Raw genomic sequence first — 23,880 nt, forward strand, 5'->3', positions numbered from 1 at the left:
GATGTCCGGTCCGCATCCGCTGAACCAGGCCGTGATTGCACAGGCCCTGCACGACCTTCGCAACGGCCAGCTGCGCAGAGCCAAATCCATGGGCTTCGATGACCAGGACCTTGATGCCCTGAAACACCCGGCCATGGCGAGCGTGCTGGCGAATGCAACGGTGTCTTGGTGTTCGGTCGAGGTCAACCGCGATGTGCTGCGCCGCCTGCTGCATCAGGTGAACGACGTGGCCAAGGAGATCGAGGCGGTGGACCGGATGCTACGCCTGGGTGCCAGTACCGAGATGATCAGCAAGTTCTACGGATTGACGCATCAGGAGGTCGCGCTGCGCAGATCGGTGATCGGCTTGCCCAAGCGCAAGGGTCGGTATCCGGTTCTGACGGAACAGCAGGACGCACAGCTGTGGGAATCCTGGTCGGACCTCATCAAGGAGCGGGGCATCGCGCTGAACAACGACACGGCCATGCTCGCCATCGCGGCGGATTTTTCGGAATCCACGGGGGTGCCGGTCTCGGTGATCTGGAGCGCCATTCGCGGATGGATCGATGAAGGGCTGGTTTGAACATGACAGCACCGCGCAGACCAGGCGGGCCGGTCCTGCTGGGAGAACTGCTCGACCAGGCGCTGCAGCGGATGCAAGTCGAACCCGCAACCCCGCCGGAAAAAGCCGCGCCAGCCCTGCCCCCATCCGATGGCTTCATTTTCAGCGGCAATCGCCATGACAGCGTGCCGAGGGCGCTGCTGCTGGACCGGCGTCTCACGCCCCTGGAGCGCAATGCCTGGCAGGTGTTTCGCCTGCTGCTCAACGACGATGGCATCACGGCCTTTCCGACCTATGACCAACTGTGCCCTTATCTGGCCTCCATGCCCTGCGCTGCCAAGGCATCGCATGAGACCGTTGCACGCGCGCTGACCCTCTTGCGCCTGACCCGCTGGGTCAGCCTGGTCCGGCGGCGGCGCGATGCCAGGACCGGGCGAATGCTGGGCAATCTCTACGTCCTTCACGACGAACCGCTCACGCCCTATGAAGGCATCCAGCTCGACCCCGACTACCTGGGGCTGGTCAGCCATGCGCTCGATCACGCCAGCAAGTCCATCCAGCGGGTCGGCGAGCACACGCTCAAGGAGATGGCCGAGGACCCGATGCTCAACGGGCGGATACTGCCGAGCCGTCTGCAGGTGCTGACCCAACGCCTCGCCGCCCAGGGGTGGGGGGAGACGATCGGTTATCCACAGGCTGGGGACAGTCACGATTCCGAAGACGGGTCGAGCGGCCTTCTTCGGAATCGGAAACCACCGGGTTCGGATTCCGAAGTGGGTCAAAAAGCCCGCCAAACCGGCACGCTTCGGAATCCGAACGAGGACCGTACTGTACGTAAAGAAGAGATAGAAAAAGAAATACGTACAGTACCCCGCACGCGAGGCGCCCTGCTCCTGCCCGAGCGCTTCAAGGCCCTGAAGTCGGAACAGCAGAACGGGGCGCTCGCCGCCCTGCAGTCGGTCGATCCCGCGTTGCACCAGGCCGTGCTGGATGAGTGGGATGCACGCTGCCGCGAAAGCACGGTGCGCAATCCCGCAGGCTATCTCTTTGCCCTCATCCAGCGCGCGTTGCGCGGGGATTTCAAAGCCTGGGCCGCATCGAAGGCACCTCCCGCCGCCACCGCTCCCACCGCGGCCGAGCCGGCCCCGTCCCGCCCGGCAGACCCGGAGGTGGCACGGGCGCACATCGCCAAGATCCGGGCCCTGCTGCGGATGCCGTGACGCGGTGCAGTCTTGAGGTTCGCAATCGCACGCTGGATCGTCCACTGGGTTCCATGCTGGGCTATACCCCGGGTATAACCCGGCGCGCCACCCTCCATCGACGGCGGGGCATGCGCCCACATCGGCGGACTGATCGAGCGGCGCGCGCTTTGCGGCGCGCACCCTGTCGCGAGACCTTTAGCGCTCCACGCGCCTGTGCCGGCGTCCACCGAAGGCCAGGCTCGCCTATACCCTGGGTATAGCGCGACATGCAGCCTTCCTGGCTGGAGGATCAATGACGCTCGGGAGGCCGTCGCCCCTGTGCATGCGGGCACAAACAGGCGTTCGAGGGATGCGGTTTGATCACTGACGGCCTTCCCGCGCTCGCAGATGCTGAAACCTCGTCTCCACCAACGAGGGTTGCCACCATGTCCAACGAAACGGAACCATTGCAGTTGAACCTGGGGTCGCTGCGCAGTGCGATGTCGCTGACGCTGCACACCCACCACGCCTCGCGCATCTGGCATGGCCGGGCCGCCGCGGAAGGCAAGCCCGGCATCATCGGCCTCAACGGCTTCGTCGGCATCATGAACAAGTTGAAGCGTGGATCGGAACAGGACGATCCTTATTCCGACTGGTGGATGCTTCGGATCGAGGACAAGCTCAACGCCACCAAGGAACAGTTGCAGACCCTGCGCGAACAGGTGGACCGTGCCTTGGCCGACGTTCCACCCGCCCTGAGCCTGGGTGAGAACCTCAACGTCCAGCCCGTCAAGCTGCCGCTGTTCGTCGCCTCGCAGTTGGGCTTCATGGCGGTCTATTTGTTGGCGGACTACGACGATCTGGCACGCCGCCTGATCCTGGCCCACCACACCGCGCTGATCGATCGCGGGACATTGGAACGCTGGCTCAACGAAGGCGCCCACGCCTTGCGCAGCCTGTTTTCGCTGGCACAGCAATACCGATACTCCGGGACGACCCGCAACGACTTCTCCACCGGCAACGCCGCCGCGCGCGTGGCGCGGGAAAAATTCGGCGATCTGCCGCAGGACATTCTGGACGGCTCGCGCCGTTCGCGCTTCGCCCCACCCCCCGTGCGACGGTCCGCACCAGCGTCTGCCACCACGCGCTCCCGTGAACCGCAAGAGGCACCGATCATGGATGCCAATGCAGCGCCCGCCGACACCGACGCGACTTCTCAGGACGAGGACGCCCCCTCCGACAGCGACGGAGAGGAGCCGGCATGAGCGCGCTGCATCGCTTTGTGCCACTGGAACAGCCCGCCTTCCAGTCGCTGGAACATGCGGCCTACCTAAAAGGCCTTTTAAGACCCTTTAAAGGTAAGGGGGCGCTGGAGGACTGGGCCAGCCATTGCGGTGGTCTGCGCGACAGCCTCGTTGCGCTGGCCGAGCGCCGTTTGCTGCCACAGGTGCAAGGCTTTCCGTTCGATCGGCTGGCCGCCCATCTGGCCCCGCAGAACACCGGGGCCGGCACGACGTTCCTGCGCTGGCGCAACGCCGACCGCTCCCGGATGGGGGTTGCATTGTGGGAGGGACTGCTTGCCGATCCCGCGATGCCTGCCGCGCTGATCGATGACCTGTACGCCATCGAGGTTCAGCGCATCGTGCTGAACATGCAGGTCAGCCTCACCCACAGCATCGCGCGGCAGGCCACCGACTGCGCTCGCAAGGTGGCCCACGCCGACACGATCTACCAGTGGCGCATCCGCGCCATCGCCCACCCCGAGGAGTCACACCCATGAGCACGCATTTCCATGGCGAGGGCAATATCGGCTCTGCGCCCGAGTACGACGAGTACCCCAACGGCAACGAGGAGCCGCGCCGGGTCCTGCGCCTGAACGTGTATTTCGACAACCCGATTCCGGGCAAGGACGGCTACGAGGACCGTGGCGGTTTCTGGAGGCCGGTCGAATGGTGGCACCGCGATGCCGAACACTGGGTTCACCTGTTCCAGAAAGGCATGCGCATCGCCGTCAACGGGCGTGAGGAACGCAACGACTGGACCGATGAGGACAACAACCCGCGCACGACCTATCGCATCAACGCCCGAACGGTAGGCATCCTGCCCTACCGCATCGAGTCGGTGACCCTCAGCGCCCGGCCATCGGGACACGAGACGGAACCGCAGGCCGATTGAACGGGGTCTGCGAGGGCGGCTGCCGCAACCGTTATCCGCCCTCCATGCGCCAGACGTCGGCGATGCCTCAACGATTGCGGCCTGCGCCAGCGGCGGTCGTCCGGACAGATGCGCCAGCTTGTCTATCCGACCATCGGCGAACCCAACCCGCTCCCCTTGCCGCAGCCGCCCAACAAGCGGGGCGCGGTCGGCTTCCGCTTCTTTGCTGCCAGCGACAGCCAGTGTGGACATGCTGGTGTCCTATTCAACGAACGCCACGCCATTTCCGGGGAGGCTCCATGGCTTTGTATCTTTGCGAAAAGCACTCGCAGGCCAAGGACATCGCCCGGGTACTGGGTGCCACCCGGCGCGGCGACGGCTGCTACATCGGTCCCCGCGACACCGTCACCTGGTGCATCGGCCATCTGCTGGAGGCAGCGCCGCCCGAAGCCTACGGCGATCAGTACAAACGCTGGTCCATCGAGCAGCTTCCGATTGTTCCAACGCGCTGGCGCAGCGAGGTCAAGGCATCCACGGCCAAGCAATACAAGGCGGTCCAGCAATTGATCGCTCGGGCCACCGATCTGGTCATTGCCACGGACGCCGACCGGGAGGGCGAGATGATCGCCCGCGAAATCATCGATCGGTGCGGCTACCGGGGTCCCATCCAGAGGCTGTGGCTGTCGGCCCTGAATGACGCATCCATCCGCAAGGCACTGGGCGCGCTCAAGCCCTCTGGCGAAACGCTGCCGCTGTATCACGCGGCCCTGGCGCGATCGCGTGCGGACTGGCTGATCGGAATGAATTTGAGCCGCCTGTTCACCCTGCTCGGCCAACAGGCCGGCTACCAGGGCGTGCTGTCGGTCGGCCGCGTTCAAACGCCGACGTTGCGTCTGGTGGTGGACCGGGATCGCGAGATCGCGGGTTTCGTTTCCGTGCCCTACTGGGCCGTCGAAGTCCAACTGTCGCATGCCGGCCAGTCGTTCGCCGCGCACTGGGTGCCGCCCGATGGCAGTACCGATGCTGCGGGACGGTGCCTGCGGCCATCCTTGGCCAGAGAAGCCGCCGACCGCATCCGGCAGGACCGTGGGGCGCTGGTGGTCTCGCTGGAGACCGAGCGAGTGAGCGAAGCGCCACCGCTGCCGTTCGACCTGGGAACACTTCAGGAGGTCTGCTCGCGCCAGTTGGGCCTGGACGTGCAGGACACGCTGGACATCGCACAGGCTCTGTACGAAACGCACAAGGCCACCACCTATCCCCGCTCCGATTCCGGCTACCTTCCGGAGAGCATGCTCCCGGAAGTTCCGGCGGTACTCGACGCGGTGCTGGCGACCGATCCCGGCCTGCGGCCATTGATCGAACGCCTCGACCGCACCCAGCGCTCACGCGCATGGAACGACAGCAAGGTCACGGCCCACCACGGCATCATTCCCACGTTGGAGCCAGCGAAACTTGCCGCCATGTCGGAAAAGGAACGCGCGGTCTATGGCCTGATCCGCTCCCATTTCCTGGCGCAGTTCCTGCCCCACCACGAATTCGACAGGACGACCGCCCGGTTGTCCGCAGGCAGCCAATCCTTGCAGGCGACCGGCAAACAGATCGTCGTTCCCGGCTGGCGGATCGCGCTGCCCGGCCTTCCGGCGAACGGGGCCGACGACGCGGACGATGCACAGGGACGGCGCAGCCAGGTCTTGCCACCGCTCGCGCAGGCAAGCCGTTGCAGCATCGAACAGGTCGATGTGAAGGCGCTCAAGACGCTGCCTCCCAAGCCCTACACGCAGGGCGAACTGGTCAAGGCGATGAAAGGGGTTGCCAAGCTGGTGACCGATCCGCGCCTCAAGCAGAAGCTGAAAGAGACCACGGGAATCGGCACCGAAGCAACCCGTTCCAGCATCATCAACGGCCTGCTCGGCCGAAACTATCTCCTCAAGAAGGGCCGTTCCATCCGCGCATCCGATGCTGCTTTCACACTGATCGATGCCGTGCCCCCGGCCATCGCCGATCCCGGCACCACCGCGGTCTGGGAGCAGGCGCTGGACATGATCGAGACGGGGCAGCTGACCCTGGACGCCTTCATCGACCGGCAATCGGCGTGGGTGGCGCAACTGGTGGAGCAGTACCGCAGCGCGAGCCTGTCCCTCCCCGTACCCCAAGGTCCCGCCTGTCCTCTCTGCGGCAGTCCCACGCGGCAACGCAACGGCAAGTCCGGTGCATTCTGGTCCTGCAGCCGGTATCCCGAATGCAAAGGCACGGCAGCGCTGGTTTCGCCCGGCGGCAAGCCTTCTGCCCCGCGCCAGCGCGGCCCCCGTTCCAAAGCGTCCTGAACCCGTCACGTCGTGCCCCGGCCCGCGTTCCCTGCGGCCGTTGGGCGTGGCCCCGCATCACTGGCGGGGCACACCAAACATGCCCTCGCCTTCTGCAATGGCATGTGCCTCCCCGGCCGTTCGTGTGGCCGGGTGAGAGGAAGGCGTCTTTATCGACCCCGCTCCCCGCGGACCTCTGTTCCGCTTTCTCCACGTTGCACCCGAAGGGTCTCCTGGCACCTCGCGCATGAGGTGCCCGGAGACCCTTCGGGATCGACGGTGTTCGATGCCGGTGCCCGCCGGCGAAAAAACCGGGCTCCCTTTGTGCGCGGATGTGCGCCGAACGGTTCCGACCCCAGCCACGAAACGGGTCGGGTGCGATCGCTGACGCAACGGCAGGCTCTCCCGATGGCCACGCCCTGCAGCAGCCCACGGGTGGTTTCCTCTTCCCTCGCCGCGGCACCACGCCCGCGGCACCTCTGTCGCCTCGATCCCGACCGCAAGCAGTGCACCGGACCGCCGTACCAGCGGCGCAATCGCTGTGCCCACTCAAGGAGACCACCCCATGACACATCCCCCCATCGAATACGGCAGCGTGTGCAGCGGCATCGAGGCGGCAAGCCTCGCATGGCAACCGCTCGGCTGGCACCCCGCCTGGTTCTCGGAGATCGATCCGTTCCCGATGGCCGTTCTGGCGCACCGGCACCCTGGCGTTCCCAACCTCGGGGACATGGCGCAGATCGCCGCCGGGGTGCTGGAGGGCACCGTTGCGGCCCCCGACATCCTCGTCGGCGGCACGCCATGCCAGGCATTCAGCACCGCCGGATCACGCCAAGGTCTCGCGGACCCGCGCGGCGCCCTCACCCTCAAATACACGGAGCTCGCCAATGCCATCGACCAAGCCCGCCAGGCGCAACGCCGGCAACCCGCGGTCATCGTCTGGGAAAACGTCCCGGGCGTCCTGTCCGACCGTTCCAATGCCTTCGGATGCCTTCTGGGCGCCTTGGCCGGCGAGAGCCGCCCGCTGCAGCCGGCAGGGGGCCGATGGACGCACGCAGGTTGTGTGTCTGGACCCCGCCGCCGCATCGCGTGGCGGGTGCTCGACGCACAATATTTCGGCGTGGCCCAACGCCGCAAGCGCGTGTTTCTTGTCGCAAGTGGTCGTACCGGGTTCGATCCCGCCGCGGTACTTTTTGAGTCCGGTGGCCTGCCTGGGCATCCTTCGCCGGGCAGACCGGCGCGGCAAGAATCTGCCACCGCTGCTGAAATGGGTGCTGAAGGCGCAGGCCGATTCGACCACGAACTGAACAGCGCCTATGGCAAGGTATCGGTGACCGTCTGCTTCGGTGGCGGACATTTGCGGGGCCCGATCGACAAGGCGGCATGCCTGACCGCCCGCGGCCACAAATGCGATTTCGAGGTGGAAACCTTCGCGGCGCAATCCGTGGCCGGCAGCATCAGCCACACGCTCGATACGGCCAACCGGGGCAAGGGCTGTGGCGAAGACGGAACGGGCAAAGGCGTTCCCATCGTGGTCGCCTGTGCGCCGCAAGCCCTGGCGTTTGCGCAAAACAGCCGCAGCGAGGTGCGGCTGGAATCGGGACATGGCCAGATCGCGGGCACGCTCTCGACCGGCGGCGGCGCTCCGGGCCAGGGCCGGCCCGTGATCGCCAGCATCACGATTCCAGCCGGACACACGGCGGGTGCCATCGCCGACTTGGGAAGTGACCTGTTTCCGACCTTGCGCTCCAGCCGCGGTGGAGGCGACCTCGGCCACGTCGTGATGCCGAACATCGAGGCGTATTTCCAGTGCACGCTGGAGCCGCCCGAAGGTGGCTGGCTGGACTGGTCGTCATGGCGCGTGCGCCGCCTCATGCCGATCGAGTGCGAGCGGCTGCAGGGGCTGCCCGACGACTACACGCTGGTGCCGTATCGGGGCAAACCGGCTGCGGATGCACCGCGCTACAAGGCCATCGGGAACTCCATGGCCGTTCCCTGCATGGCGTGGCTGGGCCAGCGACTCCACGAAGCCTTGCCTATCTAAAGGGCTGCCCACTGGCACCGTTTGTCGAATGACGGCAGGGGCGGCGATGGCCAAGGTGCCGGCGCGCGTCGGCTGATGACCTCAGCGACATGCCAGCAGCCCGGGTTCTCAAGGCTGCGACGTGGATTTTCCACGGGACCCATCCAGTCCGCACCGCATCACGACCGCGGACGCACGCCCTTTCGGCGTCGATGCATTTCGTCCTCGCGCAACGCCTGCGTCCCAAAGCCATGCCGGGCGCGCGACCTGTTCGGTCACCGCCCCGCGCGCTGCGCAACCCCACCCATCCCTGCGCCGTCGCTGCGCACCCACCATCAGGAGGCCCCATGGGCACCATTCGTCTTCACAACCATCAGGATTTCCTCATCGCGGCCCTGCGCCAGCAACTCCATCAGGCATCGGACCTCGGCGCTTTGCTCCAGACCGCGCGGGGCGCGGGTGCCACCCTCATCCGCATCGTGGCCGACAACGCTTCGATCACCCTCTGCGACGACGGTAAAAGCATCGAAGACATGCAGGCGCTGCTCGATCTGCCCGATCCCATCGGCGAACACGAAGTGCGGGAACGCGGCAATGCTCCCCTCACGGGCGTGTTGTCTGCGCTGTATTTCGCCACGCATTTGTCGGTCCATTGCGGCCAGCAAGGGTTCAGCACGCCGACGGACGCCATCATCCGGGGCGAACCGATTGCCGTTCATGCCGCCGCTCCCCGGATCGGCAACGAGTTCCGCCTCGATGGGGTGGAGTCTCCCCGCCCGGATATGGATCTGCCGCAATGGGTGCGGTCTCATCTGAGGCATTTGTGCCAGGCGTTTCCGGTTCGCGTGATCTTCAACGGCGTGGAGGTACCACGGCCTCTGGCCCATCCATCGCTGGCCTGGCGTGAAACGCCGATCGGCCGTGTGCTCCTCGACCTGGACGCCCCGCCGCATGAGTGGCAGTGCTTTCGCAACGGCTTGCCCATCGGCCCTGCGCCGTCCACCCCCCGCTACCAGGCCGTGCTTTTGCACGATGGCTCGACCACCCGTCCTCCCGATCCGTGGCACCCTTGCGGTGAAGGAAACGACCATGGGTGCATCCAGGCAACGATCGACCCGGCCTATCGGGCGGCGCTGATCGAAGCCAAGGCACGGCTTTCCGCCAGCGAGTTCGTCGTCTTGTATTGGGAGGCGTGCCTGGCCTCGTCCCATGCCGATCTTCTCAATGACGTTCCCTTTGCCCCTCGGGCATGGTTTCGTGACTGGGACGCCCATCCGCCGGGCTACCAACGCTTCAGGCAGAGCGAGCGCCGCAGCGGTGTCGCACACCGGGACAGTCTGGACACGGAAGGCGTCTGGCGCATCCATCGCGATGGCGATGAGGACCACGCCGCAGAAGTCTATGTCTGCGCCCGTGGAGGTCTTTTGCTGGAAGAACGCCGCCTCGATCCGGGGCACTGGTTGTTCCAGCGGATCAGGTCCATCTCCTCAGAGCAGGTTCGGGTCTATCAGGACGCGGTCCTGCACGAAGACATCCAGGCCACGCTCTACGAGGACGAGATCGAGCTGGTGCTGGTCCGTGCGCTGAATGTCCGCCTCAACGGCGATCCCGATGCGTATGCGGTGAACGCCGTGCGCAAGGACGGCAAGCTGGTCCTGACGGAACAGGCCGGCCCGGTCACCCGACTGGTGTCCGACTATGTTTTCGATGGGCGCCACGACGAAGCGGCCGAAGCAACCGACGCGCAGACCATTCTCGCGTTCATCGCGGCAGGCAGCGCACAAGGCCCCGCCCGGATCGTCAACGCCGTACTACCGCCATCGCTGCGATACCAACCCAATCCTGGCTTGGCCGGAGCAACGGTGCATCTGCGATTCGGCCCGGATGGACGGCTGCAGGCGATCGACGCCTGATCAGCCTTTTCACAACGCCCCTTCGGGGGCGTTCTTCTTGCCTGAAACGGGTACGGACCCTGTTCGCATTCCAGTGGGACGGAGCCGCGCCGCACGCCCATGCTGCACCCATGTGTCGCTGATGCTTTCAGCACATGCCAGCAGTTCCGGTCTCCCAGACTGCGCCGCGGTTTCCACGCGCCGACCGAACCTGTCCGCTCTCGCATCGCCTCCGCGGACGAACACCTCTCAGGTGTCGATGCTTTTCATCTGCCAGGCTCCTTGCGGGCCCGTTTTCATGAACAGGAGATTTCCATGCGTTCGATCTTTTCGCACTTGAAAACCGTAAGGCAAAGCCTTACACTCCGTGCATCATGATCCGGAGTTTTCAGCACAAGGGACTGCGGGTCTTGTACCAGCGTGGTGATGCGTCCGGTGTTCGCGCCGATCACGTCCAACGTCTGCAACGCCTGCTCGCCTCCCTGGAAGTCGCTCGCGCTCCCAACGACATGGATCGCCCCGGCAACCGGCTGCATCCCTTGAAAGGGAGGCTCAACGGCTTCTGGGCGGTCAACGTGTCGGGCAACTGGCGCGTCGTTTTCCGTTTCATCGACTCCGATGTGGAGCTCGTCGATTATCTTGATTATCACTAGGAGGCCCTGATGCCCATGCACAACCCTCCCCATCCGGGAGAAGCCCTGCGCGAAGACGTGATGCCGGCCATCAAAATGAGCGTTTCGGCGCTGGCCCGGCACATCGGCTACTCGCGCGGCCAACTGTCCACGGTCCTGAACGGGCACGCGGCGATTTCCGCCGACCTGGCCCACCGCCTCGAACTCGCCGGCCTCGGCAGCGCACGCCAGTATCTGGCCGAACAGGCGGCCTACGATCTTTGGCAAGCGGAACACCGGGAGCACCCTCCCATCCTGCGCCTGCGGTTCGCCTAAGCCCTCGACACACCCAATACCCCTCCCCCCTTAGCCCCGCCATCGCGGGGCTTTTTTTCGACCTGGTTTTTGGCGAACCGGGAAATCGGCCCATGAATCGGGGCACTGAAGGGCTCGCGTGATGCACCCCGGCACCACGCCAGAAAACGGTGTGCCGCCGTTTCCCATTGCCCGTCGCGATTCGATGCGCCCCGCCGCACATTGCCGCATGCGTTGCCGACCGTCGTCGGTGCCATGCCCAGGCAGTTCGGGTCTTCAAGGCTGCTCGGTGGCTCTGCCACCCAGACCCTCCAGTCCGCCCCGCATCGTCCTGCGGACGAGCGCCGTCCCGGCGCAGATGCTTTGTTCCACCCCCCGCGGAAGTTTCACGCCCGCAGGGACGTGGCGCTTTCCGCTCTTTCAAGGAGAAACCCATGTCCCAAGCATTGCTCGACCAGACCTTGAGCATCGCCCAGGCCAAGGCCCAGTCCATCGGGTATCTGGCTTTGACCTATGTGAACAAGCGCCTCCCACTGGAGGTGCGCCACAGCGCCGCCGGCCACTACATCGGCACGGGCGACGCGGACGGCAATGTGTCCAGAGAGTCCTGCGCGTATTTCCGGTCCTATGACGCGGCGCAGGCCGCCCTCAAGACGGGCCGCTGGCAACAGCGCACCCATCCATGAACCTTCCCCGACCCCAGGAGAATTTCCATGTCCTTGCCACTGGCCCCCGATGCCACCGATTACATCTCACTGGAGGATGCCCACTTCATCCAGGCTCCCGAGGCATTCTTTCGGGCCTGGAAGCGTGGCGCACAGATCGCTGGTGCCGAATGGTTCGGCGATGGCACCCATGAAGGGTGGTTGCGCGCCCACAGCAAATGGGACTTGAAGCCCCGGTTGTTGGTGGTCAACGACGCCCTTGGCGTCCTCAGCGGCGGCGAGAAGATTTTCCTCTCGGCGATGGTGAGCTTCTACAACGCCCGTGAGGGCGGTGCGATGCTCAAGCGCTCCGGCTTTCTGGGCTTTGCCGACCTGGGCGGCCTCGATCTGGAACGCCGCAAGGTCATCACCGACCTGGCGCTGAACTACTCCGGCTGGTGAGCCACCGCGCCGCCATCCTTCATTTCATCTTCATCCCTTCGGGACACGCGTCCCGGATGGGGCCGTGTCCTCGTCATTTTTCTTCACAAGGAGCAACCATGGCCCCCCAGGACAATCCCTTCCTGCGCGGTTACCAGAACCTGCGCGTCAGCCGCATCCTGTGCATCACCTGCAGCGATGACCATCCTCCCCTCTGGAGGCCCCTTCATCCCAGCCAGGTGCATCTGACCGATGAGCAGGTCATTCAATCCCACTGTCGTGTGGGCCGCGATTTCGCCATCGTCTTGCAAGGCAACACGACCGACGTGGAGCGGGCATGGCCCGCACTGGAAGGCATCGTGCGCTTCGTGTCCTATTCGGTCGTCGGCGACGACTTCGGCCAACCGGTTCACGTGGGCGATGCCTACTCTTTGGAAGCGGCGCGCGAGGTGATGCGGCGCCTGACGTTCGAGACCGGCTTGTACAGCCGGTGCTGGGAAATCAGCTGCGCGCACCTCAGCGAGGCGGCCTACCGGCATCTCGAAGCGCTCGCGGACTCCCGCGAGTCCCGTGATTCGATCATCGCAGCATTTCGCATCCCCGGCAGCCCGGCGATCGGGATCAAACTGATCGCCACCCCATGGACCGATGCCAACCTGCATTCCATTTTCGGCCTGAGCGCGCACCAACTGCGGCAGGAACACATCGCACAAGGCATGCCCCCCTCGCTGGCGGACGTACTCCACCTTGCCGGTCAGGCCGATGTGCGCATGCTGGTCTTCGACGCCGATGCGCGCCGCCTCGATGGCCTCGCCGTCCACGACACCTGACACCTTCCCAAGCCCCTCACGGGGCTCTTTTTTTTGGCGGAGCGTTGCGATTGCCATCGGGATCGCCATACTGCCGGCTCTCCACCTTGATGCATCCCGTCCCTCCAAGAAACCAGCCCGATCCCGCCCCATGTCCCAGCCCTACCCGCCGGCACAACGCTTGCAGCGTGACGACACCCCACTGCACCAGGCGGTTCGCTCGCTGGTCTCGGCCAAGGACGATCTGGATGCCGCCCTCCGCTCGCCGGTCCTGTCACCCTTGCTTCCCGCGCAACTGGCCAACGCGGCGGCGTCGGCCATCAGCGTATCGGGGTTCGTCCACGCGGTCGTGCCGTTCCTGGACCACACAAAAGCTGAGGACCGCGAACGCGCACGGGTTCTGATCGACCGGCTGCTGGGGGAATCCTGGCGCTGGCGCGAACCCTATAAAGCCAATCCATCGGCTGAAGAGCTGACACGCCATCTGCTGGACGATGCACGCTCCCACGATGGCGACCCCGACCTCGCCATCGTCTTCGCGGTGGTGCCGCTGGGATTGTTCTTTGCCCATGAAGGCAAGAACCGGGTCCAATTCCTGCGCTCGCGCGGTGCCACCGACATGCCCGCCAGAATCACCCCGCTGGACTACCCCGATGCCCACAGGCTGGCGCTCTACCGCTTGCGGGTCGTTGATCGGATCGAACATTGGTGCGTACTGGACCGGCGGTGGGCACAGGCCCTGCCGCTGGCCCACCTCACCGAGCGCCTGCTGGTCGCCTACGGGGTCGCGCACCCAGCGGCATGGCCTGCCGATCTGCCCGCACCGGACGCCGCCGCACGGGCGATGCTTCGGCTTCCACCTGATGACGACCATCAACCGATCGACCTGGACCTGCTGCGCCAGCGGCTCCATGCGCAGGCCACGCGGGAAGACTTCACGAACGCCAGCCTCGGCGAACTCGCGATCGCCGGCATGATCCGGCCCCGCTGGCGTTGGATCGGGGCCGCAGGCGCCCTGCTGCTGGCCGCTTACCTGCTGAGCCTGGCGGTGCCCTCGCCATGGGACCAATGGCTGTACATCGGGGCCACCGCAACGCTGTACGGGGCCTGGGCGACGCTGGCCCTTCCATGGGTGCGAACGCGACGCCGGCATCTGGACCGCCAATGATGTGACCGGGACCACCGCGCTGGTGTGCCAAGCGTGGTGTTTGGGGACAGAACTCCGATCGCATTGAGGCGGGCCAAAGCGCGTGGCCTCGGCCAAGCTGCCACCGTGTTCGCTGGCGTTGCCGGCAAGCATCCCAGGCAGCCAAGACCCTGAAGGCTGCGGTGCGGTTTCCGCACAGGTTGTCACCGTCCCCAGGCGCTCCGCGCCATGTCACTCAACCCACAAGGGATCACCTCCCTTGCGGGAGGGCGACCCTTGGTTTTCCTCAAGGAGTTCCCCAATGGATCATCAAGCCATCCGTGCGCAACTGCCCTCCCTGGTCGCAGGCCATGTTCCGCGCAACATCCGGTCTTTCAAATTCCGCATCCATGACGACCAGCCACAGACGTCCGGACTGGGCTTTTCCATCGATCCCAAGCCCTTCGAAGGCACGGTGATCGCCACGACCGCCGAGGCCATCGTCGTCAAGACAGGACGAGCGGAGTTCGCGGTACTGGATCGCCACCTTGTGACACAGGTGCCGGATGAAGGCATCAAGGTGCATGTGCGGCCCTATGCACGCCATCGGTTCGACGGCCTGCGCGCGGACACCCCCGAGGAGCGAACCGAGTTCACGTCCGACGGCATGCCCTACACCGTGCAAACCCACGTCCTCGGATCGGCACCCGCCAAGTTGCCGATCCCGCAACCCCGTTGCCCCCAACTGCAGGAACTGGTGCATCAAATGGAAGCGCTGCCCGCGCCCGATGGCTTTCGGCGCATCACGCATTTGCTGGTGGACGCCGGAGCCCGGGATTTCCGCTGGGTCGATCCGCTGGACGCCGACATCATCCGAACCCCGCCTGCGATCAGTTTCAGCGTGGACAACGCCAAGTTCCAAGGCCGGGTCACGGTGCTCTATGAGCGGGCCGATGACCTCTATGCCGTGGAGCTGCACCGCGATGAAGAAATCGTTCAGCGGGTGGACTCGGTGTTCTTCGACACGCTCGGAGAAACGCTGGAGCGACTGATCGACGACGGTGCCTGGCGCCGCATCCAGGTGGACATCCTGCCCGGTGCGCGCAAGCGGGCCCGGCACTGATCCACCGGACGGTATTCCCGCCTCCAAAACGACTTCCCGCCCTCGCGGCGGGAGGTTTCTTTTCAACCCCTGGAGACAACCCCCATGCTGCGATTCAAAGGTGAAGACCTGCGCCCCATCCTGGCCGAGGCCGCAACCCATCGATGCCGTATCGTCCTTGTCAAGGACCACGGTGTGTACTTCCTGGCGGAGAACGGCGAGCAAACGCCGCAGGGCCACCGAACGCTGCTGGCTTTCGCGGTCGGCTGCAACCCCGACCTCGACCCGTTCGATGCATGGTGGGAGCGGGCCCGCACCGAACTCGGCGGCGACGACTTCGCCGAATATTTCGACAGGGACAGCACGGTGTTCGCGCGCATCGCCAACAGCCAGGACGACCTGGCCGTGTCGGCCACAGCGACGCACATCACGCTGCAGCCCATCCCGGCCGACGCCGACGAGCGCCCCTCCACCCCATGATCCCCAAGCCCTCATCCGAGGGCTTTTTCTTGCGCTGCGAACCCGATGCAGCGTTGCCCGCGCATCGCTTCGAGTTGCCCCACCTGCCCCACCCCATCGCCGCAAAAACGCGCCCAAGAAACGGGAGCCGTGCCAGTGCCGCTTTCCAGTGGCAGAGCGCACCGGCCAGCGCCACGATCGCCCCATGTCCCGCTGACCCCGGTCAGCGACATGCCCAGGTAGCCATGGTCTTTGAGGCTACGACACGGCTTCGGCCGTGTGATCGCACCAGTTCGCACCGGCATCCCAGCGCGAACGTCCGCCGAAGGTTTCGGCGGTGATGCCACCCACCACCCACACGGGGACCACACCTCCCCTTGGGGCAGGCGTGTCTCTGCCATCCTGTCCTCAAGTCTGGAGATTCACCATGACCGATTCCCATCCGAAGTCGTATTTCGACCTGCACATCACGGGCCTGGGCTACCTCAATCGCATCCGCGACGTCAAACCCAAGCATGCCGAGGCGTTCCTCGCCTGCGACATCGCGGCGCTCAGCGGCCCCGGCGATGACATTTCCTACGTGCGTTTCGACACCAAGGTGGTCGGAGCAGACGCCCAGCATCTGGTTCGCCGTTGTGATGACGCTGTCAAGGCGAAACGCAAAGTGCTCGTCGGATTCCGCCTGGGCGACCTGTGGAGCGACATCTTCCACATCAAGAGTGGCGAGAACGCAGGAAAGCCCTGCGTCAGCCTCAGGGGCCGTCTGCTGTTCATCAGCTGGATCAAGATCGACGGTGTCCTCAAGTACAAGGCCGAGACTGAAGATTCCAGACGGGGCACTGCGGAGCCGCCTTCGGAGCCGGCTCGGGAAGTAGCGCCCCCTCAAACGACGGCGGCCGAAACGCCTGCGACAACCTCCCCTTCGCTGGATCAGGCCGCAGGAACTCAGGCCCCCGCAACGGAGGAGGACCGCCCCTTCTGAACGGCCAGACCCCTCGCACCGGGGCCTTGCCTGGATTCCATCCGCCCCTCTGGCACCGCAGTCCCCCTGCGGGGCCGTGGTGCCGGGTGACCCATTCATCAGGAGCCTTCCATGATCATTCTTGCCGGTCAGCTGGCCATCAAGACCATCCATGGGCGCAACGGCGATTTCAACGTCGGGCGCCTTACCACTTCCATCGGGGAGTTCGTCGTGAAGAACGCCGAACTCGATCAATACGACGAAGGCAAGTACGAGGGCGAATTCACGCTCGTGGAAATCCGCCCCGCCACGTACTACGCCAACGGTCGCCTGGTCGTCGAGATCCGCGCCTATCTGGGCGGGATGACCGTCTCCAACATTGATCGGCTGAGCCGGGACGAAGCCCAGCAACTGGGTCCCCAGGAGGTCGATCCCATCGACGAGGAGCCGCAGGCCCCGAAGTCCGATCCGAAGGCGACAGCCACGCCGAAGGCGCGCAAGCGTCCGGACCCGCTGATCGACACCACGCCGTTCGGCAGCGAGCCGGCGGATGCACCGTCCTCGGGCGAAAACGCCGAGGAAGACGATGCGGCACTGTTCGGAACGCTCTGGCCTCTGGGCCCGATCGTAAAGCTCGATGCGACCGTCGATCGCCGTGTCATGCGGCAGCAACGCGACCGCCTCGATGCCCTGGGCTACCAGTTCCAGCCGATGTCGCAGGACTGGCATCTCAAGACCTGATCGCACACCCGGCCATCCGCTTCGGATTGCCGCATTCATCCACCCCCCGGGACAGCACCTGCCCCACGGGTTCGGTGGCTGTCCCGCTTTTCCCAAAGGACACCACCCATGCCCCAGCACCCCTCTTCCTCATCGCTTCTGCGCATCGACGAATGCCCCGACCTCATGGTCGATGGCTATGTCGGCGACGAAAGCGGCCACCTCGTCTTCCTGTCCGTGTGGGCACGCGATACCGCGATCCAGCAGTTCATCGCCCGGCTCACGCTGGGACGCGATGAAGACGGATTGGATCAATTCCACATCCTGACCGATCAAAACGGGTCCGTTCCCGTGTTCGTCGGCAACGTCGATCGCCTGGACAAGCGCTCCACGCGCGTGTTCCGGCGGACGCTGTTCGGCTCGATGGTCAATCTGTGGCTGTTCGATCAGCGCTGCGTGAAGCCCGACAAGGCCAACGCCAGTGCCCTGGCGCTCCTGCGCCGGGATGCGGATCAGCCATTCCAACGGCTGTGGACACTGGTGCAGGACACCTGCCCCTTGCCGCTGCTCGACCACTGGCGTGACACCGTGCTGGACATGCTGCTCGCGCAATCCATGCTCTCACGCCTTCCCATGGCCCTCGGACCGCTGGAGGGCTACCGGCTCTCGATCGATGTTCCGGCGCTCACCAAGGGACTGGGCGATCTGATCCGCAACGGCACCCTCGGTGCCACCCGCCACGAACTGGCCAGCGGCGAAGCGCTTCGGCGTGTCGCCTGAATCTCCCATCCTCCCCGGCCCGCGCACCGCGCCCGCCCTCTGCCTGTCCCCCATCTGCCAAAGGAGGTTTCCATGGCGCTCATGTTCCCCCGGCTCGCCCGGAATTTTGCCAAGAACGGGTATTTCCCGACGGATGAACCCACGCTGGAGCGAGCGCTGAAGGCGCTGGCACCGGCACCCGCTCGAATGAGCATCATCGATCCCTGTGCGGGCGAAGGCGTCGCCATCGCCGAAGCCGCACATGCCCTGGGCCGGAGCCAGGTGTCCGCCTATGCCGTCGAGTTCGATGGCGAGCGCGCCAGCCATGCCAGGGGTCTCGTCGATCACTGCCTGCACAGCGATCTCATGGATACGCTGGTGAGCCGGCAGAGCTTCGGGCTGTTGTGGCTCAATCCGCCCTACGGGGATCTGTCCAGGAGCGCCGATGGCGACATCGGCTATCAGGGACAGGGCCGCGCCCGGCTGGAAAAGCTGTTCTATCAACGGTCCCTGCCGCTGCTCCAATACGGCGGCGTGCTGGTGTTCATCATTCCGAGCCATGTACTCGATGCCGAACTGGTGGGCTGGCTCACACGCCATTTCACCGGGCTGCGCATCTACCGTGCGGTGGAGACGCAGTACAAGCAAGTGGTGATCTTCGGCACCCGCGTGCGCCAACGCGATCTGTTGGCCGATGCGGCCCGGCCCGCACGCCAACGGCTTCTGCAGATCGGCGCGGGCGATGTCTCAGCGGAGGAACTGCCCCTCGAATGGCCGTTCCTGCCATACACCGTTCCATCGGCGACAGCCGAGCCGGAACATTTCTGCAGGGTGTCCATGGAGCCCGAGCAATTCGCGCGGGAGGTCCATCGGCTGCAAGGGCTGTGGCCGTCTCTCGATACGCACCTGGGCGCATCGCAGCAATCGCTGCGGCCACCGGCACGCGCCTTGTCCCAATGGCATCTGGCACTGGCCCTGGCCGCAGGCGCCATCTCCGGCGTCGTGCGCTCACCCAGCGGCAAGGTCATGGTGGTCAAGGGCGATACCCACAAGGAGAAAACCTCCGCCGTGGAATACACCGAACGTGACGACGGCTCCATCGCCGAGACACGCATCCTCACCGACAAGTTCGTCCCCGTCATCCGCGCATGGGACATGACACCTGGCTCCCCGACAAGGGGCGAGGTGCTCACCATCTGCTGACGTTCTTCCCTGCTCCCCAAAGCGGCTCATCGCCGCCTTCGTTCACCGGAACGATCCGCCCGCTAAAGGGCGTTCGTCCGGCCTTCATCCCTGCCCACCGAAAGGAGTTCACCATGCCACTGCGGCTTTTCACCGGCATGCGCGCAGCGCAGCCTTCCCACCCTCTGTTTTCCACCGGCACCCTGAAGCTCAGCGACAAGGTGCAGTGGCTCGACAGCAAGGGACTTGTCGATCCGCATCGCTACCTGCACCGCCATCTGCGCGGCGACTGGGGCGAAATGGACGATGAAGGGCGCCGTGCCAACGACGCCGCATTCCAGTCCGGCGGCCTTCTGACTTCGCGCTATGCGGTGACACGCCGACTGTCGTTGGTGGTGGTCACCAACGGCGATCGCAGCCTCACCGTCATACAGCTGCCCGAAGAGAACCCGCTTCTCTGACGGTCTTTCCATCTTTCCCGACCACCCAAAGGGGTCACGCACCCCTTCGGGGATGCCGTGGCCCCGCCCTCTCGAAAGGAGCCACCATGGCACTCGCACTCTTGTCTTCAACGCAGTTTCAGGCCGGGCAACTGGTCATGACCCAAGGCGTGAACGATCTGCTCCAGCAGGGCCGGATCGATCCCCTGGTTTGCCTTCGCCGGCATCTCAATGCCGACTGGGGCGATCTCAGCGACAGCGACTGGCAATCCAACGATACCGCGCTGCGCACGGGCCAGGACCGCCTGTTTTCATCCTATGAGCTGTCACCGATCCTGACGCTCTGGATCATCACCGAATGGGATCGCAGCGTCACCACGCTGCTGCTGCCCAGCGAATACTGATCGGTTCGGCGGCTGACCAGCCGCCGGATTTCCTTCTCACCCCAACGGGCATGTCCATCGCCCTGCGGGCCGGTGCATGCCCTTTTTCTTTTGGAGCATCACCATGTCCCTCGATCTCGACACCGATACCCTCACCGATGGCACCGCGCAGGACGACCTGTTCGCAACGCCATCGATTCCTCTGACCATCAGCCTCACCGACTTCGTTGGCGAATTCGGCGACGAGCTGCTGGACTCCCTCAATCGCGCGAATCCGCCGGTCTATGCGGGGCAACCGCGTCCCGCCCGGCAGATGGCGCTGTCGCGCCTCAAACGCGCTCCGTTTCCCGCACAGGCCGAGGTCATCCACGCGGTGACCGAGCTGCTGCTGGACCGTGGCGAGCGTGCCGCGATCATCAATGCGGAGATGGGCACCGGCAAGACGCTCATGGCCATCGCCACCGCGGCGGTCACAAACGCCGAAGGCTACCGCCGCACCCTGGTCCTGTCGCCGCCCCACCTGGTCTATAAGTGGCGCCGCGAAATCCTCGAAACCGTTCCCGGTGCCAGGGTGTGGGTGCTCAACGGGCCCGATACCCTGGTCAAGCTGCTCAAATTGCGCGAGCAGCTCGGCGTGCCGGCGCAGGCTCAGGAGTTCTTCGTCCTGGGGCGGGTGAGGATGCGGATGGGCTTTCACTGGAGGCCCTCCTTCGTCCAACGCCGCACGCTCAATGGGCCGGTGGGGGCCTGCCCCCATTGCGGGACAGCCATCACCGACCTCGATGGCGAACCCATCCCAACGGCCGAACTGCAGGCCGAAGAATCGCGCCGCAAGTGCGGCCATTGCGCATCCGCGCTGTGGACGCTGATGCGGCCGCGATCGCTGTCCGCCACCGACCAGTCGTCGGCCGTCATCAAGGCCCTCAAGCGGATACCGACCATCGGGCAAGCCACGGCCCAGCGTCTGATGAAGACGTTCGGCGAGGCGTTCCTGGTCTCTCTCCTGGGCGACAACCTGTTCGAGTTCATCAACCTGATGGACGAGAAAGGCCAGTTGGTGTTTTCCGACCGGCAGGCCCATCGCATGGAACGCGCGATGGCCTCGATGGAGTTCGGTTTCGGCGAAGGCGGATACCAGCCTTCGGAATTCATCAAGCGCTATCTTCCCCAAGGGTTCTTCGACCTTCTGGTGGTGGACGAAGGCCATGAGTACAAGTCGCCCGGGTCTGCCCAGGGTCAGGCCATGGGCGTGCTCGCCTCCAAGGCGCGCAAGGCCCTGCTTCTCACCGGGACGCTGATGGGCGGCTACGCGGACGACCTGTTCGCGCTGCTGTTCCGGACGTTGCCCGCACGCATGATCGAAGACGGCTACCGCCCCTCCAAGACCGGCAGCATGGCGTCGGCGGCCCTCGCCTTCATGCGGGACCATGGCGTGCTCAAGGACATCTATTCCGAGAGCACGGGCACGTCCCACAAGACGGCGCGCGGCAGCAAGGTGTCGGTGCGCACGGTCAAGGCCCCGGGGTTCGGACCCAAGGGCATCCTGCGATGCGTCCTGCCGTTCACGGTGTTCCTCAAGTTGCGCGACATCGGCGGCAACGTCCTGCCGCCCTACGACGAGGAGTTCCGCGAGGTCGCCATGCAGACCGACCAGGCAAGCGCTTACCGCGAACTCGCGGGGCGTTTGACGGCCGAACTGAAGGCGGCGCTGAGAAAACGCGACACGACGCTGCTGGGGGTGGTCCTCAACGTGCTGCTGGCCTGGCCGGACACATGCTTTCGTTCCGAGGTCGTGACGCACCCACGCACGCGGGAAACCCTCGCGTGCACGCCATCGCAGTTCAGCGACCGACAGGTCATGCCGAAAGAGCGCGAACTGATCGACATCTGCAAGGCAGAGAAAGCCGCCCATCGCAAGGTGCTGGCCTATACCGTCTATACCGGCACGCGGGATACCACGTCCCGGCTCAAGTCGCTGCTGGAGCAGGAAGGTCTGAAAGTCGCGGTGCTGCGCGCGAGCGTGGACACCTCCCGGCGCGAGGACTGGATCGCCGAGCAGTTGGACCGGGGCATCGACGTGCTTCTCACCAACGCCGAACTGGTCAAGACGGGCCTTGATCTGCTGGAGTTCCCCACGATCGTGTTCATGCAGTCGGGGTGGAACGTGTACACCCTGCAGCAGGCTGCGCGGCGCTCCTGGCGCATCGGCCAGGACCTGCCGGTGAAAGTGATCTACCTGGGCTATGCGGCCACGTCGCAGATGACTTGCCTGGCATTGATGGCGAGGAAGATCCTGGTTTCGCAAAGCACGTCAGGCGATGTGCCGGAATCCGGGTTGGATGCGCTGAACCAGGACGGCGACTCGATCGAGGTCGCGCTGGCAAGGCAACTCGTTGCCGCTTGATCCGCTCCTAAGCCGGCAGCCCTTCCGGGGGCTGCCGGCTTTTTTTATGGGCACCGCGCCCTCGCCCTGCCAAACCGGGTGCTGGCCGGTGCCTTTTGTTTGCTGATCCACCCGGCCTGTTGGGCAATCGTGCGGGTTCGATGTTCCAGAGAACCGCCCCATGCGATCCATTCATCCCTCCCCACGTTTCTTCGCAGGCTGCGGCCTGTGGCTCGCCGCGGCCCTGATCGGCGGCTGTGCCAAGGCACCGCCACCCACCACGTCCGCTGCATCCGCCACATCGGCCACGCCGCTGAACACGCGGTCCCCATCGCACGCTGCAACCCCGGTGCCCAAGCCACCGCCCGGCTTCGTGCCTGTGGTGCGCCAGGGACGCTATACGCTGGTCGAGCTTGCCCCGGAATCCGCGCAGAAGGACTTGCTGCAACAGGTGATCGAGGTGTCGGTGCCCGATGCGCGCCGGGCCACGGTCGGTGATGGCCTGCGCCATGTGCTGATGCACTCGGGCTACCGACTGTGCCAGGCGGGAGAGGTCACGGCTTTCGACTCGCTGCCGTTGCCGGCCGCGCACTTCCGGCTGGGACCTGTGCTGCTGCGCGACGCCCTGCTGACACTCGCGGGTCCCACCTGGGAACTTCGGGTGGACGACGCTGCCCGCAGCGTGTGCTTTTCCCGCGCCGGGTCCCCGCCCGCGCCTGCTGGCGAAAAGACATCGAAAACACCCGACCGCACCGGCACGTCGGCCAAGGTCCCCACGGCCCGGCAGGGGGCTCGGTCATGAAACTCCCCACACTGCGCCCGCCCAGCCGCTCGATGCTCCTGCGCGCCGCCGCCATCACCGCGCTCGTCCTCACCAGCGTGATCGCCGTGATCGATCACGTTGCCTTGTCCCGTCTTTCCGAGCGGACCAGCGCAGGCCCACGGGCCTCTCAGATCGCCTCCCTGGAAAACCGCCTAGCGGAACTGGCGCAGCAGATCGAGAGCGTCCAACAGCAGCCACCCGCAATGACGCAGGCCGATTTCGAGGAGGCGCGCAGCGCCATCGCACAGCGGCTGGCAGACGTCGATCAGGCCATCGCAGAGCGCCCGCCGGCACCCGACCTGTCACCGCTGCAAAGCCGCATCGAACAATTGGAAGAGCGCCTGAACACCAGCGCGCGTGCGGCGATGCAGCCACCCCCGTCGCCTGGCGCACCGCCTCCACGGCCCAAGGCATCCGCGCCACCTTTCCAGGTCATCGGCAGCGAGGTGCGTGGCGGCGAACGCTTCCTGACCATCCTGCCGCAGAACGCCTCCGCGCCGTCGCAGGCCCGTGTGCTGCGGCCTGGTGACGTCGAGTCCGGCTGGCGGCTGGAGACCATCGAAAACCGCACGGCGGTGTGGGAACACCAGGGCGAAGTCCGTCGCCTGGCCGTGCCATAGGAGGATGC

25 protein-coding genes are annotated in these 23,880 nt (G+C 65.3%); all 25 read left to right on the forward strand.

Annotated features, from left to right (window positions below; all coding sequences use genetic code 11):
* The first annotated feature begins 1 nt into the window (after position 1).
* The 25 genes from M5C96_RS16675 to M5C96_RS16795 all read left to right on the forward strand — a co-directional run bounded on the left by M5C96_RS16675 (position 2) and on the right by M5C96_RS16795 (position 23,872).
* On the forward strand, positions 2–562 hold the full coding sequence (locus M5C96_RS16675; RefSeq protein WP_272564232.1) for a DUF2857 domain-containing protein: 561 nt from the start codon (positions 2–4) through the stop codon (positions 560–562).
* A gap of 2 nt (positions 563–564) precedes the next feature.
* A complete protein-coding gene (locus tag M5C96_RS16680) occupies positions 565–1,761 on the forward strand; it encodes an STY4528 family pathogenicity island replication protein (protein WP_272564233.1) in 1,197 nt (398 codons plus the stop codon).
* A 407-nt stretch (positions 1,762–2,168) separates the two neighbouring features.
* A complete protein-coding gene (locus tag M5C96_RS16685; RefSeq protein WP_272564234.1) occupies positions 2,169–2,987 on the forward strand; it encodes a PFL_4669 family integrating conjugative element protein in 819 nt (272 codons plus the stop codon).
* Positions 2,984–3,502, forward strand: a complete 519-nt coding sequence (locus tag M5C96_RS16690) for a DUF3158 family protein (protein ID WP_272564235.1) — start codon at positions 2,984–2,986, stop codon at positions 3,500–3,502. The genes M5C96_RS16685 and M5C96_RS16690 overlap by 4 nt, the downstream gene beginning before the upstream one ends.
* A complete protein-coding gene (locus M5C96_RS16695; RefSeq protein ID WP_272548374.1) occupies positions 3,499–3,897 on the forward strand; it encodes a single-stranded DNA-binding protein in 399 nt (132 codons plus the stop codon). Before M5C96_RS16690 ends, M5C96_RS16695 begins: the two co-directional genes overlap by 4 nt.
* 278 nt (positions 3,898–4,175) lie before the next feature.
* The gene (locus M5C96_RS16700; protein WP_272564236.1) at positions 4,176–6,200 is read left to right on the forward strand and encodes a DNA topoisomerase III; all 2,025 of its coding nucleotides are present in this window, start codon (positions 4,176–4,178) and stop codon (positions 6,198–6,200) included.
* A gap of 544 nt (positions 6,201–6,744) precedes the next feature.
* Positions 6,745–8,223 carry a DNA cytosine methyltransferase gene (locus M5C96_RS16705; RefSeq protein ID WP_272564237.1) on the forward strand — a complete coding sequence of 493 codons (1,479 nt, stop codon included), beginning with the start codon at positions 6,745–6,747 and terminating at the stop codon, positions 8,221–8,223.
* A 326-nt stretch (positions 8,224–8,549) separates the two neighbouring features.
* Complete coding sequence (locus M5C96_RS16710) at positions 8,550–10,115, forward strand: ATP-binding protein (protein WP_272564238.1); 1,566 nt, start codon at positions 8,550–8,552, stop codon at positions 10,113–10,115.
* A gap of 389 nt (positions 10,116–10,504) precedes the next feature.
* Positions 10,505–10,747: a type II toxin-antitoxin system RelE/ParE family toxin gene (locus M5C96_RS16715; protein ID WP_336297863.1), complete on the forward strand. Its 243-nt coding sequence runs from the start codon at positions 10,505–10,507 to the stop codon at positions 10,745–10,747.
* Positions 10,748–10,756: 9 nt separating this feature from the next.
* Entirely contained in the window at positions 10,757–11,041 is a 285-nt protein-coding gene (locus tag M5C96_RS16720; RefSeq protein WP_272548379.1) for a HigA family addiction module antitoxin, read from the forward strand.
* Positions 11,042–11,454: 413 nt separating this feature from the next.
* On the forward strand, positions 11,455–11,706 hold the full coding sequence (locus M5C96_RS16725) for a hypothetical protein (RefSeq protein ID WP_272564240.1): 252 nt from the start codon (positions 11,455–11,457) through the stop codon (positions 11,704–11,706).
* Between the two features lie 27 nt (positions 11,707–11,733).
* Complete coding sequence (locus M5C96_RS16730; protein WP_272548381.1) at positions 11,734–12,126, forward strand: hypothetical protein; 393 nt, start codon at positions 11,734–11,736, stop codon at positions 12,124–12,126.
* 98 nt (positions 12,127–12,224) lie between these two features.
* A complete protein-coding gene (locus M5C96_RS16735) occupies positions 12,225–12,935 on the forward strand; it encodes a DUF5983 family protein (RefSeq protein ID WP_272564241.1) in 711 nt (236 codons plus the stop codon).
* A gap of 130 nt (positions 12,936–13,065) precedes the next feature.
* On the forward strand, positions 13,066–14,082 hold the full coding sequence (locus M5C96_RS16740) for a hypothetical protein (protein WP_272564242.1): 1,017 nt from the start codon (positions 13,066–13,068) through the stop codon (positions 14,080–14,082).
* A 280-nt stretch (positions 14,083–14,362) separates the two neighbouring features.
* Complete coding sequence (locus M5C96_RS16745; RefSeq protein WP_272564243.1) at positions 14,363–15,163, forward strand: GTPase; 801 nt, start codon at positions 14,363–14,365, stop codon at positions 15,161–15,163.
* Between the two features lie 84 nt (positions 15,164–15,247).
* Positions 15,248–15,622 (forward strand): DUF3085 domain-containing protein, encoded by a 375-nt coding sequence (locus M5C96_RS16750; RefSeq protein ID WP_272564244.1) that lies wholly within the window; start codon positions 15,248–15,250, stop codon positions 15,620–15,622.
* Positions 15,623–16,028: 406 nt separating this feature from the next.
* A complete protein-coding gene (locus M5C96_RS16755) occupies positions 16,029–16,583 on the forward strand; it encodes an STY4534 family ICE replication protein (protein WP_272564245.1) in 555 nt (184 codons plus the stop codon).
* A 111-nt stretch (positions 16,584–16,694) separates the two neighbouring features.
* Positions 16,695–17,303, forward strand: a complete 609-nt coding sequence (locus M5C96_RS16760; RefSeq protein ID WP_272564246.1) for a DUF3275 family protein — start codon at positions 16,695–16,697, stop codon at positions 17,301–17,303.
* Between the two features lie 108 nt (positions 17,304–17,411).
* Positions 17,412–18,062, forward strand: a complete 651-nt coding sequence (locus tag M5C96_RS16765; protein ID WP_272564248.1) for a hypothetical protein — start codon at positions 17,412–17,414, stop codon at positions 18,060–18,062.
* Positions 18,063–18,134: 72 nt separating this feature from the next.
* The gene (locus tag M5C96_RS16770) at positions 18,135–19,244 is read left to right on the forward strand and encodes a DUF6094 domain-containing protein (RefSeq protein WP_272564249.1); all 1,110 of its coding nucleotides are present in this window, start codon (positions 18,135–18,137) and stop codon (positions 19,242–19,244) included.
* Between the two features lie 113 nt (positions 19,245–19,357).
* A complete protein-coding gene (locus M5C96_RS16775; protein WP_272564251.1) occupies positions 19,358–19,684 on the forward strand; it encodes a methyltransferase in 327 nt (108 codons plus the stop codon).
* Positions 19,685–19,770: 86 nt separating this feature from the next.
* A complete protein-coding gene (locus M5C96_RS16780; protein WP_272564252.1) occupies positions 19,771–20,067 on the forward strand; it encodes a hypothetical protein in 297 nt (98 codons plus the stop codon).
* Positions 20,068–20,170: 103 nt separating this feature from the next.
* The gene (locus M5C96_RS16785) at positions 20,171–22,450 is read left to right on the forward strand and encodes a DEAD/DEAH box helicase family protein (protein ID WP_272564253.1); all 2,280 of its coding nucleotides are present in this window, start codon (positions 20,171–20,173) and stop codon (positions 22,448–22,450) included.
* Positions 22,451–22,610: 160 nt separating this feature from the next.
* Entirely contained in the window at positions 22,611–23,231 is a 621-nt protein-coding gene (pilL2, locus tag M5C96_RS16790; protein WP_272564254.1) for a PFGI-1 class ICE element type IV pilus protein PilL2, read from the forward strand.
* On the forward strand, positions 23,228–23,872 hold the full coding sequence (locus tag M5C96_RS16795; protein ID WP_272564255.1) for a hypothetical protein: 645 nt from the start codon (positions 23,228–23,230) through the stop codon (positions 23,870–23,872). The genes pilL2 and M5C96_RS16795 overlap by 4 nt, the downstream gene beginning before the upstream one ends.
* Positions 23,873–23,880: the final 8 nt, after the last annotated feature.

This window comes from Acidovorax sp. GBBC 1281 (genome assembly GCF_028473645.1).
GTDB lineage: Bacteria > Pseudomonadota > Gammaproteobacteria > Burkholderiales > Burkholderiaceae_C > Paracidovorax.